Annotated in this window: 10 protein-coding genes; 7 read left to right on the forward strand and 3 right to left on the reverse strand. The window is 61.2% G+C overall.

What is annotated here, in order from left to right:
• Nucleotides 1–85: 85 nt before the first annotated feature.
• From gatB to gatC, 3 genes are read right to left on the reverse strand one after another with little or no spacing between them, the layout of a single operon-like run.
• Complete coding sequence (gene gatB / locus ACW9JE_RS08645; protein WP_457432514.1) at nt 86–1,531, reverse strand: Asp-tRNA(Asn)/Glu-tRNA(Gln) amidotransferase subunit GatB; 1,446 nt, start codon at nt 1,529–1,531, stop codon at nt 86–88.
• 10 nt (nt 1,532–1,541) lie between these two features.
• Complete coding sequence (gatA, locus tag ACW9JE_RS08650) at nt 1,542–2,993, reverse strand: Asp-tRNA(Asn)/Glu-tRNA(Gln) amidotransferase subunit GatA (RefSeq protein ID WP_457432515.1); 1,452 nt, start codon at nt 2,991–2,993, stop codon at nt 1,542–1,544.
• Nucleotides 2,994–3,009: 16 nt separating this feature from the next.
• Complete coding sequence (gatC, locus tag ACW9JE_RS08655) at nt 3,010–3,297, reverse strand: Asp-tRNA(Asn)/Glu-tRNA(Gln) amidotransferase subunit GatC (protein ID WP_457432516.1); 288 nt, start codon at nt 3,295–3,297, stop codon at nt 3,010–3,012.
• Between the two features lie 211 nt (nt 3,298–3,508).
• On the opposite strand from gatC, the gene mreB reads away from it, so the two are divergent.
• From mreB to ACW9JE_RS08690, 7 genes are all read left to right on the forward strand, one after another.
• Nucleotides 3,509–4,546 carry a rod shape-determining protein MreB gene (gene mreB, locus ACW9JE_RS08660; protein ID WP_002555108.1) on the forward strand — a complete coding sequence of 346 codons (1,038 nt, stop codon included), beginning with the start codon at nt 3,509–3,511 and terminating at the stop codon, nt 4,544–4,546.
• 143 nt (nt 4,547–4,689) lie between these two features.
• Nucleotides 4,690–5,823, forward strand: a complete 1,134-nt coding sequence (gene mreC, locus ACW9JE_RS08665; RefSeq protein WP_457432532.1) for a rod shape-determining protein MreC — start codon at nt 4,690–4,692, stop codon at nt 5,821–5,823.
• Nucleotides 5,823–6,314: a rod shape-determining protein MreD gene (gene mreD, locus ACW9JE_RS08670; protein ID WP_175375923.1), complete on the forward strand. Its 492-nt coding sequence runs from the start codon at nt 5,823–5,825 to the stop codon at nt 6,312–6,314. The genes mreC and mreD overlap by 1 nt, the downstream gene beginning before the upstream one ends.
• Nucleotides 6,315–6,358: 44 nt before the next feature.
• Nucleotides 6,359–6,955, forward strand: coding sequence for a Maf family protein (locus tag ACW9JE_RS08675; RefSeq protein WP_457432517.1), 597 nt, complete (start codon nt 6,359–6,361; stop codon nt 6,953–6,955).
• A 57-nt stretch (nt 6,956–7,012) separates the two neighbouring features.
• Nucleotides 7,013–8,470: a ribonuclease G gene (gene rng, locus ACW9JE_RS08680; protein WP_224538618.1), complete on the forward strand. Its 1,458-nt coding sequence runs from the start codon at nt 7,013–7,015 to the stop codon at nt 8,468–8,470.
• A gap of 75 nt (nt 8,471–8,545) precedes the next feature.
• Nucleotides 8,546–12,352 (forward strand): YhdP family protein, encoded by a 3,807-nt coding sequence (locus ACW9JE_RS08685; RefSeq protein WP_457432518.1) that lies wholly within the window; start codon nt 8,546–8,548, stop codon nt 12,350–12,352.
• A 175-nt stretch (nt 12,353–12,527) separates the two neighbouring features.
• Nucleotides 12,528–13,382: a carbon-nitrogen hydrolase family protein gene (locus ACW9JE_RS08690; RefSeq protein ID WP_457432519.1), complete on the forward strand. Its 855-nt coding sequence runs from the start codon at nt 12,528–12,530 to the stop codon at nt 13,380–13,382.
• Nucleotide 13,383 lies beyond the last annotated feature (1 nt).

A 13,383-nucleotide genomic window follows, 5' to 3' on the forward strand; every position in this document is an offset into this window, starting at 1 on the left:
TCTCTGTTGACTGACAGATCGCTTTCGCGAGCAAGCCCGCTCCTACAAGGTTTTGAGCCAGGTTTGAAAACTGGCTCCATCTTTGTCAGCCTTCGAGCTTGCTTTTGAGCAATTCGTTCACTTGCTGCGGGTTGGCCTTGCCTTTGGAGGCTTTCATGGCCTGGCCGACGAAGAAGCCGAACATCTTGCCGCGTTTGGCCTCGTCTGCCGCTCGGTATTGTTCGACCTGCTCGGCGTTGGCCGCGAGCATTTCGTCCAGCACGGCGGAGATGGCGCCGGTATCGGTCACTTGCTTCAGGCCACGCTTGTCGATGATCTCGTCAGCGTTGCCTTCGCCGTTGGCCATGGCTTCGAACACGACCTTGGCGATCTTGCCGGAGATGGTGTTGTCCTTGATGCGCAGCAGCATGCCACCCAGTTGCTCGGCCGAAACCGGCGACTCTTCGATATCCAGGCCTTGCTTGTTGAGCAGGCTGCCCAACTCGACCATCACCCAGTTGGCCGCCAGCTTGGCATCGCCGCCGATGCTTGCGACTTTCTCGAAGTAGTCCGCTTGCTCGCGGCTGGTGGCCAGCACGCTGGCGTCGTAGACCGACAGACCGAACTGCGCCTGGAAACGCTCGCGTTTCTGCGGCGGCAATTCCGGCAGGGTGGCGCGCACTTCATCCAGGAAGGAATCTTCGATGACCACCGGCAGCAGGTCCGGATCGGGGAAGTAACGATAGTCGTTGGCTTCCTCTTTACTGCGCATCGGACGGGTTTCGTCCTTGTTCGGATCGTACAGGCGAGTCTGCTGGATCACCTTGCCACCGTCTTCGATCAGTTCGATCTGACGCTGGATTTCGCTATTGATCGCCTTCTCGATGAAGCGGAACGAGTTGACGTTCTTGATCTCGCAGCGGGTGCCGAATTCGACCTGGCCTTTCGGGCGGATCGACACGTTGCAGTCGCAACGCAGCGAGCCTTCGGCCATGTTGCCGTCGCAGATGCCCAAGTAACGCACCAGCGCGTGGATCGCCTTGACGTAGGCCACGGCTTCCTTGGCGCTGCGCATGTCAGGCTCGGAAACGATTTCCAGCAGCGGCGTGCCGGCACGGTTCAGGTCGATGCCGGTGGCGCCGCCGAATTCCTCGTGCAGGCTCTTGCCGGCGTCTTCTTCCAGGTGCGCACGGGTGATGCCGACGCGCTTGACTGTGCCGTCTTCCAGGGCGATGTCCAGGTGGCCTTTGCCGACGATCGGCAATTCCATCTGGCTGATCTGATAGCCCTTCGGCAAGTCCGGGTAGAAGTAGTTCTTGCGGGCGAACACGTTGTGCTGGCCAATCTCGGCATCGATCGCCAGGCCGAACATCGTCGCCATGCGCACCGCTTCCTGGTTCAGCACCGGCAATACGCCAGGCATGCCCAGGTCGATCAGGCTGGCCTGGGTGTTCGGCTCGGAACCGAAGGTGGTGGAACTACCGGAAAAGATTTTCGACCGGGTGGTGAGCTGGGTGTGAATCTCCAGCCCGATCACGACTTCCCATTGCATGTGTTTCTCCTCAGAAGCCGGTTGGGGTGCGGGTGTGCCAGTCAGTGTTCAGCTGGTACTGGTGCGCAACGTTGAGCAAGCGGCCTTCCTGGAAATACGGGGCGAGCAGTTGCACGCCGACCGGCAGACCATCAACGAAACCGGCAGGCATGGACAAGCCCGGCAGACCCGCGAGGTTGGCGGTGATGGTGTAGACGTCTTCCAGGTACGCAGCGACCGGGTCGCTGTTCTTGGCGCCGAGCTTCCAGGCCGGGTTCGGCGTGGTTGGGCCGAGGATGATGTCGACTTCATTAAAGGCAGCCATGAAGTCGTTCTTGATCAGGCGACGGATCTTCTGCGCCTTCAGGTAATAAGCATCGTAGTAACCGGCGGACAGCGCGTAGGCGCCGACCATGATCCGGCGCTGTACTTCCGCGCCGAAGCCTTCGCCACGGGAGCGCTTGTACAGGTCTTCCAGGTTGACCGGGCTCTCGCAGCGATGGCCGAAGCGCACGCCGTCGAAACGCGACAAGTTGGAGGAGGCTTCTGCCGGAGCGATCACGTAGTACGCAGGAATCGCGTGCTGCATGTTCGGCAGGCTGATTTCCTTGACCACGGCGCCGAGCTTTTCCAGCTCCTTGACGCTGTTGTGGATCAGCTCGGCGATGCGCGGGTCGAGACCGGCGCCGAAATACTCTTTCGGCACGCCGATGCGCAGGCCCTTCAGCGAGCCGTTGAGGCTGGTGCTGTAGTCCGGCACGGGCTCGTCGATGCTGGTGGAGTCATTCGGATCGAAGCCGGCCATACCTTGCAACAAAATTGCGCAGTCTTCGGCCGTGCGTGCCAACGGGCCGCCCTGATCGAGACTGGAGGCATAGGCGATCATGCCCCAACGGGAAACTCGACCGTACGTCGGTTTCAGGCCGGTGAGGTTGGTCAGCGCAGCGGGCTGACGAATGGAGCCGCCGGTGTCGGTGCCGGTAGCAGCTGGAAGCAGACGAGCGGCAACTGCCGCTGCCGAGCCGCCGGACGAACCGCCCGGTACGTGCTCCAGGTTCCACGGGTTCTTCACCGCGCCGTAGTAGCTCGACTCGTTGGCCGAACCCATGGCGAATTCGTCCATGTTGGTCTTGCCCAGGGTCACGGCCCCGGCAGCGGCCAGCTTGGCGACCACGGTGGCGTCGTAGGGCGCCTTGAAGTTGTCGAGCATCTTCGAGCCGCAGCTGGTGCGGATGCCTTGGGTGCAGAACAGGTCTTTGTGGGCGATAGGCGCGCCGAGCAGGGCGCCGTTCTCACCGTTGGCCCGGCGCGCGTCAGCGGCTTTCGCCTGACTGAGGGCCAGCTCTTCGGTGAGGCTGATGAAGCTGTTGAGCTGAGGATCGAGCTGGGCGATGCGCGCCAGCAGGGCTTTGGTCAGCTCTTCGGAGGAAAACTTCTTGTCGGCGAGACCGCGGGCGATCTCGGCCAGAGTCAATTGATGCATTGCAGGCTCTTTCCCTTTAGTCGATGACTTTCGGAACCAGGTACAGGCCGTTTTCGACCGCTGGCGCGATGGACTGGTAGGCCTCGCGATTATTGGTCTCGGTCACGACGTCCGCACGCAGGCGCTGGCTGGCTTCCAGTGGGTGGGCCAGCGGTTCGATACCATCGGTATTGACGGCCTGCATTTCGTCGACCAGTCCGAGAATGCTGTTGAGGGCCGAAGTGACGCTTGGAAGATCGGCTTCATTAAGGCCAAGGCAGGCCAGATGAGCGATTTTTTCCACGTCGGAGCGTTCTAGAGCCATTGGGGTTCTCCAGTGGAAAACAAAACGGACACCGTCCGTGTGTTAGTTTGTCGGAACACATCCGCACTTCTACGGTCATAAGGCCGCGATTGTGGGGCTTGGTGCGCAGAAAAGCGGCCAATTTAACATATTGGCGCCTTGCCCAAAATCCCTGTCGTTGTTAGAGTTTGCCGCACTTTTTTACCCACGCGTTGCCTAGGGTCCCTTTCCCATGTTCAAGAAACTGCGTGGCATGTTTTCCAGCGATCTTTCCATTGACCTGGGCACTGCCAACACCCTTATTTACGTGCGCGAGCGCGGTATCGTCCTGAATGAGCCATCGGTTGTGGCCATTCGGACACACGGTAATCAGAAAAGTGTCGTCGCTGTCGGCACCGAAGCCAAGCGCATGCTGGGCCGTACTCCAGGCAATATTGCTGCCATTCGTCCGATGAAGGACGGCGTGATCGCCGACTTCAGCGTCTGCGAAAAGATGCTGCAATATTTCATCAACAAGGTTCATGAAAACAGCTTCCTGCAGCCTAGCCCTCGCGTGTTGATCTGCGTTCCGTGCAAATCCACCCAGGTCGAGCGTCGCGCCATCCGTGAATCGGCCCTTGGTGCCGGTGCCCGCGAAGTATTCCTGATCGAAGAGCCAATGGCTGCTGCCATCGGTGCCGGCCTGCCGGTTGAAGAAGCCCGCGGTTCGATGGTCGTGGACATCGGTGGTGGTACCACCGAAATCGCCCTGATCTCCCTGAACGGTGTGGTTTACGCCGAATCCGTACGCGTCGGCGGCGACCGCTTCGACGAAGCGATCATCACCTACGTGCGTCGCAACTACGGCAGCCTGATCGGCGAATCCACCGCCGAGCGCATCAAGCAGGAAATCGGTACTGCCTACCCGGGCGGCGAAGTCCGTGAAGTCGACGTCCGCGGCCGTAACCTGGCCGAAGGTGTTCCACGCGCATTCACCCTGAACTCCAACGAAGTGCTGGAAGCTCTGCAAGAGTCCCTGGCCACCATCGTTCAGGCCGTGAAGAGCGCTCTGGAGCAATCGCCTCCGGAACTGGCTTCCGATATCGCCGAGCGTGGTCTGGTCCTGACCGGTGGTGGCGCCTTGCTGCGTGACCTCGACAAGTTGCTGGCCCAGGAAACCGGTCTGCCGGTGATCGTCGCCGAAGACCCGCTGACCTGCGTTGCTCGCGGCGGTGGCCGTGCATTGGAAATGATGGATAAACACACCATGGATCTGCTCTCCAGCGAATAAGTCGCCGGATTGCCTCTATGCTGTTGAGCGCGCAGGCGGCACTTTGCAGTGCTGCCTGTTCGCGTTTATCTTCTGTCAGTTTTCATCCAGGCCGGTTTGAAGCCGTATGAATAAAGAGAACATTTGCCTGGGAGGAGCGGCTTATTAAACCGCTTTTCACCAAGGGTCCATCGTTGGGCGTGCGCTTGTTGGTGCTGGTCGTGCTATCGGTCGCGCTGATGGTGGTCGATGCCCGCTTTACGCTGCTCAAACCGGTGCGCAGCCAGATGTCGCTGGTGCTGATGCAGTCCTACTGGATCACCGACCTGCCGCAGCGGCTGTTCGAAGGCGTGGCCAGCCAGTTTGGCAGCCGGACCGAACTCGTCGCCGAAAACGAAAAACTCAAGAGCGAAAACCTGCTGTTGCAGGGGCGCATGCAAAAGCTCGCATCCCTGACGGAGCAGAACGTTCGCCTGCGCGAATTGCTCAATTCTTCGGCTCTGGTCAATGAAAAGGTCGAAGTGGCCGAATTGATCGGCATGGACCCCAATCCCTTCACCCATCGCATCATCATCAACAAAGGTGAGCGTGATGGCGTGGTCCTCGGCCAGCCGGTGCTCGATGCCCGTGGTCTGATGGGGCAGGTGGTCGAGCTGATGCCTTATACCTCCCGTGTCCTGCTGCTGACCGACTCGACCCACAGCATTCCGGTCCAGGTCAACCGCAATGGCCTGCGGGCGATTGCCAGCGGTACCGGTAACCCGGAACGTCTCGAACTGCGTCACGTGGCGGACACCGCCGACATCAAGGAAGGCGATCTGCTGGTCAGCTCCGGCCTGGGTCAGCGTTTCCCGGCGGGTTACCCGGTGGCCACGGTCAAGGAAGTGCTGCACGACACCGGCCAGCCATTCGCCGTCGTCCGCGCCGTACCGACTGCCGCGCTCAACCGCAGTCGTTACCTGCTGTTGGTGTTCAGCGACAGTCGCACCGCGGAAGAGCGCGCCAATGACGCCGCGCAGGCCCAGGAAGCACTGGATGCGCAGGGCGGTGGTCCGATGTTGCCGGCGAGCATGCCGAAGCCCGCGCTGGTTCCGGCTGCCGCGGCGGCACCCGCTGCTCCGGCGACTCCGGCGGCGCCTGCAGCACCGGCAGCGGCCCCGGCGGCCACGCCGGCAAAACCTGCCGCGACCCATTCCGCTGCGTCCAAGCCGCCAGCCAAGCCTGCCGCAACGCAACCCGCCAAGCCTGCGGCCAAACCGCCTGTCTCTGCGCCGGCTCACACGGAGAGAGAAGAATAATGGTCGGTGTCAAAGCCTCCCGTAACGGCTGGATCGTCTGGCTGACCTTCGCCATCGGCATGCTGCTCAGCGTCTCGCCGTTGCCGCAATTCATGGAAATCCTCCGGCCGCTGTGGCTTGGTCTGCTGCTGGCGTTCTGGGCCCTGGCCCTGCCGCAGAAGATCGGCATGGTCACCGCCTGGTGCCTGGGCCTGGCTGAAGATGTGCTGTACGGCACATTGCTGGGCCAGAACGCATTGATCCTGACCCTCATCACCTACCTGGTGCTGGCGCTGCAACAACGCATGCGGATGTTCCCGATGTGGCAGCAGAGTCTGGTGATCCTGGTGATCTTCGGTCTGGCGCAGCTCGTTCAACTCTGGCTCAGCGCCCTGACCGGCAACCGTCAGCCGACGCTGGCGCTGGTATTGCCGGCACTGGTCAGCGCCTTGCTCTGGCCATGGATCAGCTTCGGTTTGCGTGGATTGCGTCGCCGCTACAAAATCAACTGATTCGGTCAGGCATTTGCCCGCACCTCGACAAGGGAGATGTCTTGATGAAATCGCTTTACCTTGCCTCAGGCTCGCCACGTCGGCGTGAACTGCTCACGCAGATCGGCGTGCCGTTCACCGCCGTCAGTGCGGACATCGATGAAACCCCTCTGAATCACGAATCCCCATCGGCCTACGTCGAACGTCTGGCGCGCGGCAAGGCTGCGGCCGGCCGCGATGTCGTGGTGTCCGATGCGCCGTTCTGCGTGCTGGGCGCCGACACCGCCGTAGTGCTCGAAGGCAAAATTCTCGGCAAACCGGTTGATGAAGCTGATGCTTGCGCCATGCTGAAGATATTGTCCGGGCGAGAGCACCAGGTCCTGACCGCCATTGCCGTGCTCGATGGCGACCGCTGCGAGTCGCGGGTCGTCACCAGCAACGTGCTTTTTCGGCAAATCGGCAGTGACGAGGCTGCAGCCTACTGGGCCAGCGGTGAGCCGCGGGACAAGGCCGGTGGTTATGGGATTCAAGGCCTGGGCGCGGTGTTCGTCGCCGCGCTCAATGGAAGTTACTCGGCGGTGGTTGGATTGCCGCTGTGCGAAACCGCGCAACTGCTGGGCCATTTCGGCATACCCTGTTGGCAAACCCCAGCCGCGCGCTGAGCGCCGTGCTGAACAGATGCGGCCACTATCGTGAACATGCCTGAACGAGACCCTGCCATGAGTGAAGAGATCCTGATCAACATCACGCCGATGGAATCACGCGTGGCGGTGGTCGAAAACGGTGTGCTGCAAGAGGTTCATGTCGAACGAACGCAAAAACGCGGCATCGTCGGCAATATCTATAAAGGCAAAGTCATCCGGGTCTTGCCGGGGATGCAGGCGGCTTTTGTCAATATCGGCCTGGACCGTGCGGCGTTCATCCATGCTTCGGAGATTTCCCTGCGCGAAGGTCCGGCGGTGGAGAGCATTGGCGCGCTGGTGCATGAAGGCCAGAGCTTGGTGGTGCAGGTCACCAAGGATCCGATCGGCTCCAAGGGCGCGCGCCTGACGACCCAGTTGTCGATTCCGTCGCGTTATCTGGTGTACATGCCGCGCACCTCACACGTCGGCATTTCCCTGAAGATCGAAGACGAAGCCGAGCGGGATCGCCTGAAACAGGTTGTCACCGATTGCGTCGCCAAAGAAGGCATCAAGGAGGCCGGCGGTTTTATCCTGCGCACAGCGGCCGAAGGTGCCGGTGGTGATGAAATCCTCATGGACATCCGCTACCTGCGCAGGCTCTGGGACCAGATTAGCGAGCAGATCAAAACCATCAGCGCGCCTAGCGTGATCTACGAAGATCTCGGCCTGGCACTGCGTACCCTGCGCGACCTGGTGAGCCCGAAGATCGAGAAAATTCGCATCGACTCGCGGGAAACCTTCCAGAAAACCACGCAGTTCGTCGCCGAGCTGATGCCGGAAATCGCCGATCGTCTGGAACACTACCCCGGCGAGCGGCCAATCTTCGACCTGTACGGCGTCGAAGACGAAATCCAGAAAGCCCTGGAGCGCAAAGTCCCGTTGAAGTCCGGCGGTTACCTGGTGGTCGATCCGGCGGAAGCCATGAGCACCATCGACGTCAACACCGGCGCATTCGTCGGTCACCGCAATCTTGAAGAGACCATCTTCAAGACCAACCTCGAGGCCGCCACCGCCATCGCTCGCCAACTGCGCCTGCGCAATCTGGGCGGGATCATCATCATCGACTTCATCGACATGGAAGATGAAGAGCATCAGCGCCAGGTCCTGCGCACCCTCGAGAAACAGCTGGAGCGCGATCACGCCAAGACCAACATCATCGGCATCACCGAGTTGGGCCTGGTGCAGATGACCCGCAAGCGCACCCGCGAAAGTCTCGAGCAGATCCTCTGCGAGCCATGCACCAGCTGTCAGGGGCGCGGCAAGCTGAAGACGCCGGAGACGATTTGCTACGAAATTTTCCGCGAAATCCTCCGCGAAGCTCGCGCCTATCAGGCGGAAGGCTATCGTGTATTGGCGAACCAGAAAGTCGTCGATCGCCTGCTCGACGAAGAGTCGGGCAACGTTGCCGAGCTTGAAGGTTTCATCGGACGCACCATTCGGTTTCAGGTAGAAACCATGTATTCCCAGGAACAATACGACGTGGTGCTGCTCTGATACGCGGCGTCACCACTTATCCTGCACGGCTGGCCTCAGCTTTTTGCAAAACTTTTGCCATGGGAGCCAACTGACATGGAGCGTCTGACACGCATTTTGGCCGCACTGACCCGCTGGGGTCTGGGCCTGTGCGCGTTGGTTTTGGTGTTGATGGCGCTGTACGTCAGTCTTGGTCGGGAATTGGCGCCGCTGGTCGCCGAATACCGTACCGAAGTCGAAACCCGGGCCACAGAGGCCTTGGGCATGCCGCTGCAGATCGGCGAATTGAAAGGCACCTGGAGCGGCTTCGCGCCGATCGTCTCGGCTCACGATGTGACGGTGGGCGAGGGAGCCAATGCCCTGCATCTGGAGAATGTGCGCGCAGTACCCGACTTGTGGGCCAGCCTGATGGCTCGTGAAATCCGTATTGCCCACTTGGCGCTCAATGGCCTGAAGATCAGCCTCAAGGAGGGCGATGACGGCGAGTGGGCGCTCGAAGGTCTGCCGGTCGTCAAGGACGACGAGCCCCTCGATCCGGAGCAACTGCTCAATCGCATGCAAATGATCCAGCAACTGTCGGTCCTCGACAGCCAGGTCACCTTGCAGCCGTGGGGTGAATCACCCCTGACTCTGACTTACGTTGGCCTGAATCTGAAAACCGGTGCCTCTCGCCAGCGCCTCGACGCCCGTCTGACCCTGCCCGATGGCCAGCCATTGGCCATGAACCTGCGCACCCGCATCCGGGCCAGTCAGTGGAAGGACGGCGAGGCCGAGGTTTACCTGAGCCTGCCACAGAGCGACTGGTCGAAATGGTTGCCCGAGCGCGTCAGTCAGCAATGGAATTTTTCCGAAATCAAGGCCGGCGGCGAACTGTGGGCGAGCTGGGGCAAAGGCTTGCTGCAAAGTGCAGCGGTGCGCCTGAACGCACCGCAACTCAAGGGCGCCTATGCCGACCGCAAGCCGGTCAAGATCGATAACCTGGCGCTGAACGGCTATTTCCAGCGCAGCGACGAAGGCATGTTGGTAACCCTGGATTCCCTTGCGATGAGCCTTGGCAAAACCCGCTGGGAATCCCGTCTGCAAGTCAAACAGACCGTCGCCAGCGACAAGGGCGAAGAGCTCTGGCACCTGCAGGCCGATCGTCTGGACCTGACGCCGCTTACCCCCTTGCTCAACGCCCTGGCGCCTTTGCCGGAAGGCTTTGCCACGGTGGTCGAGCGCCTGAAAGTCCAGGGCGGGTTGCGCAATGTGCTGGTCGACATTCGGCCCAATGCCACCGACGACAGCAAATTCAGCTTCGCCGCCAACCTCGAACAGGTGGGTTTCGACGCCTATCACGGCGCGCCGGCGGCCCGAAACGTGACGGGCAGCATCAGCGGCGATCTGGGCCATGGCGAACTGCGCATGGATACCAAGGATTTCATGCTGCACCTGGACCCGATTTTCGCCAAACCCTGGAATTACCTGCAGGCCAATGCGCGCCTGACCTGGAAGCTCGACAAGGAAGGTTTCACCCTGATTGCGCCCTACCTGAAAGTGCTGGGCGAGGAGGGCAAGATCGCCGGCGACTTCCTGATTCGGCTGCATTTCGATCACACCCAGGAAGACTACATGGACCTGCGGGTCGGCATGGTGGACGGTGACGGGCGCTATACCGCCAAGTACCTGCCGGCGGTGCTGAGCCCGGCGCTTGACGAATGGTTGCGCACAGCGATTCTCAAGGGCGCGGTGGACGAGGGCTTCTTCCAGTACCAAGGATCGTTGAATCATGACGCGACGCCCGAGTCGCGCAGCATCAGCCTGTTTTTCAAAGTTCATGACGCCGAGCTGGCGTTCCAGCCCGGCTGGCCCCATGTCAGCAAGGTGACCGGCGATGTGTTCGTCGAAGACAGTGGCGTGCGGGTCCTGGCCAGCAAGGGGCAATTACTCGATACCCGGGTCAGCGACGTCTACGTCAATATTCCTCATGTGCCGGACGGACAGACCGTTCGCCTGTTCCTCGACGGCGGATTCTCCGGCGGATTGGGTGATGGCCTGAAAATCCTCAAGGAAGCGCCAATCGGCACCGCTGAAACCTTCGCCGGCTGGGAAGGCGAGGGTGAGCTACAGGGCAAGTTGAAGCTGGATATTCCGCTGGCCAAGGGCGAGCAGCCGAAGATTCTGGTCGACTTCAAGACCGCCAAGGCCCGCCTGAAACTGCCTGAACCTCCGCTGGAGCTGTCTCAGCTCAAAGGCGATTTCCGCTTCGATAGCAACAAGGGCCTGAGCGGGCAGAACATCACCGCTCGAGCCTTCGACAGGCCGGTGAGCGCGCAGATTTTCGCTGATGGCAGTCCAGGAAAACTCAAGACCCGGGTTACTGCCTCGGGTCAGGTTGAAGTGAAGAAACTCACCGACTGGCTGAGCGTCACCCAACCGCTGCCGGTCAGCGGCCTTATCCACTATCAACTGCAACTGACCCTGGGCGGTGCCGATAGCCAGTTGATGGTCAGTTCCAATCTCAAGGGCGTTGCGGTTGATCTGCCAGTACCGTTCGGCATGACCGCTGAGGCCGGACGTGACACGACCTTCCGCATGACCCTCCAAGGTCCGGAGCGACGCTATTGGGTGAATTACGGCGAACTGGCCAACTTCACCTTCGCCGCGCCGACCGGCAATTTCGCTGACGGCCGTGGCGAGTTGTTCCTGGGCAACGGCGAGGCTGTGCTGCCCGGCGCCAAAGGCTTGCGTATCCGTGGCGTGCTGTCGGAACTGGACGTCGGCCCCTGGCAGGATCTGGTCAGCAAATATGCCGGCAACGATCCCGGCGGCAGTGCCAAGCAGTTACTCAGCGGTGCCGATTTCAAGGTCGACAAGCTCACGGCGATGGGCACCACGCTGGATCAGGCGTCTGTTCAGCTGACGCGCAAACCGTCGGCCTGGGCCTTGCAACTCGACAGCCAGCAGGTCAAGGGTAATGCCAGTCTTCCTGATGCGAAGGCCGCTCCGATCGTGATCAACCTGCAAACCGTGCGACTGCCGGCGCCAGATCCGACGGTACTGGCCGATGAGAACTCCCCGGATCCGCTGGCGTCGGTGGATCCCACCAAAATTCCCGCGCTGGATATCGCCATCAATCAGTTGTTCCAGGGTAACGACCTCGTGGGCGCCTGGTCGTTGAAAGTGCGTCCGACGCCGAAGGGCATTGCCCTCAATTCGCTGAACCTGGGTCTCAAAGGCATTTCGTTGCAGGGTAATGGCGGCTGGGAGGGCACACCGGGAGCCAGCAGCAGTTGGTACAAGGGGCGGATCAGTGGCAACAATCTTGCCGATGTCCTCAAGGGCTGGGGTTTTGCGCCGAGCGTCACCAGTAAGGATTTTCACATGGATGTCGATGGAAACTGGCCAGGCTCCCCGGCCTGGCTGGCGACCAAACGGTTCTCGGGCACGCTCGATGCCTCGCTCCATGAAGGCCAGTTCGTCGAGGTCGAAGGCAGTGCCCAGGCCCTGCGGGTGTTTGGCCTGCTCAACTTCAACTCCATTGGCCGCCGCCTGCGCCTGGACTTCTCCGATCTGTTCGGCAAAGGCCTGAGCTACGACCGGGTCAAGGGCCTGCTGGTAGCGACCAACGGCGTATACGTCACCCGTGAACCGATTCGCGTGACCGGCCCATCCAGCACCCTCGAACTCAACGGCACCCTGAACATGGTGGCCGATCAGATCGACGCGAAACTGCTGGTGACCTTGCCGGTGACCAACAACCTGCCGATCGCCGCATTGCTTGTCGGTGCACCGGCGGTCGGTGGCGCGTTGTTCCTGATCGACAAATTGATCGGCGACCGCGTGTCCCGTTTCGCCAGCGTGAAATACACGGTCAAAGGGCCGTGGAAAGATCCGAAAATCACCTTCGACAAGCCTTTTTGAAAACCCGATCCCCGGACCTATGGAGTAGCATGGCCCTGACGCCACCGCCCCCTGTAGGAGCGAGTACGCTCGCGATGGACTTCAAAGCACCGCGGGGCATCAGGCTACCAGCGTTATCGTTCACGACCATCGCGAGCATGCTCGCTCCTACAGGTCCCGTCTCAAGGAAAAGGTCATGTCTTTAGCCGTGATTCAAATGGTCAGCCAGAGCGATGTGCTGGCCAACCTGGCCCAGGCTCGACAGCTGCTCGAGCAGGCTGCGGCCGGTGGCGCAAAGCTGGCGGTGCTGCCGGAAAACTTCGCCGCCATGGGCCGTCGCGATGTCGCCGACATCGGCCGCGCCGAAGCGCTGGGCGAAGGTCCGATCCTGCCCTGGTTGAAACAGGCCGCACGTGACCTCAAGTTATGGATAGTCGCCGGCACTTTGCCTTTGCCGCCTGCGGATCAGCCGGAGGGCAAATCCCATGCCTGCTCGTTGCTGGTCGATGATCAGGGGCAAACGGTCGCACGCTACGACAAGCTGCACCTGTTCGACGTGGACGTTGCCGACAATCGCGGGCGTTATCGCGAATCCGATGACTATGCTTATGGCAGTGGGGTGGTAGTGGCGGACACGCCGGTCGGACGAGTGGGCCTGACGGTCTGCTACGACTTGCGCTTCCCCGAGCTCTACAGCGAATTGCGTGCCGCCGGTGCGGAAATCATCACCGCACCGTCGGCCTTTACCGCCGTGACCGGCGCCGCGCACTGGAATGTGCTGATTCGCGCGCGGGCCATCGAGACCCAGTGCTACGTGCTCGCGGCCGCACAGGGCGGGACGCATCCGGGGCCGCGGGAAACCTTTGGCCATGCGGCGATCGTCGATCCCTGGGGCCGGGTACTGGCGCAACAGGATCAAGGCGAGGCCGTGCTGCTGGCCGAGCGCGACAGCAGCGAACAGGCGTCCATCCGGGCGCGGATGCCGGTGTCCAGTCACCGGCGCTTTTTCTCGCAGGGCGCCCAGCGACCTGCATCAGAACGACGAATTTAAG

It is taken from the genome of Pseudomonas sp. SDO55104_S430 (assembly GCF_054070595.1).

Excerpts from the sequence above, each read along its gene's own strand:
- gatB (WP_457432514.1), bottom strand. The coding sequence starts at position 1,531 with ATGCAATGGGAAGTCGTGATCGGGCTGGAGATTCACACCCAGCTCACC.
- gatA (WP_457432515.1), bottom strand. The coding sequence starts at position 2,993 with ATGCATCAATTGACTCTGGCCGAGATCGCCCGCGGTCTCGCCGACAAG.
- gatC (WP_457432516.1), bottom strand. The coding sequence starts at position 3,297 with ATGGCTCTAGAACGCTCCGACGTGGAAAAAATCGCTCATCTGGCCTGC.
- mreB (WP_002555108.1), top strand. The coding sequence starts at position 3,509 with ATGTTCAAGAAACTGCGTGGCATGTTTTCCAGCGATCTTTCCATTGAC.
- mreD (WP_175375923.1), top strand. The coding sequence starts at position 5,823 with ATGGTCGGTGTCAAAGCCTCCCGTAACGGCTGGATCGTCTGGCTGACC.
- ACW9JE_RS08675 (WP_457432517.1), top strand. The coding sequence starts at position 6,359 with ATGAAATCGCTTTACCTTGCCTCAGGCTCGCCACGTCGGCGTGAACTG.
- rng (WP_224538618.1), top strand. The coding sequence starts at position 7,013 with ATGAGTGAAGAGATCCTGATCAACATCACGCCGATGGAATCACGCGTG.
- ACW9JE_RS08685 (WP_457432518.1), top strand. The coding sequence starts at position 8,546 with ATGGAGCGTCTGACACGCATTTTGGCCGCACTGACCCGCTGGGGTCTG.
- ACW9JE_RS08690 (WP_457432519.1), top strand. The coding sequence starts at position 12,528 with ATGTCTTTAGCCGTGATTCAAATGGTCAGCCAGAGCGATGTGCTGGCC.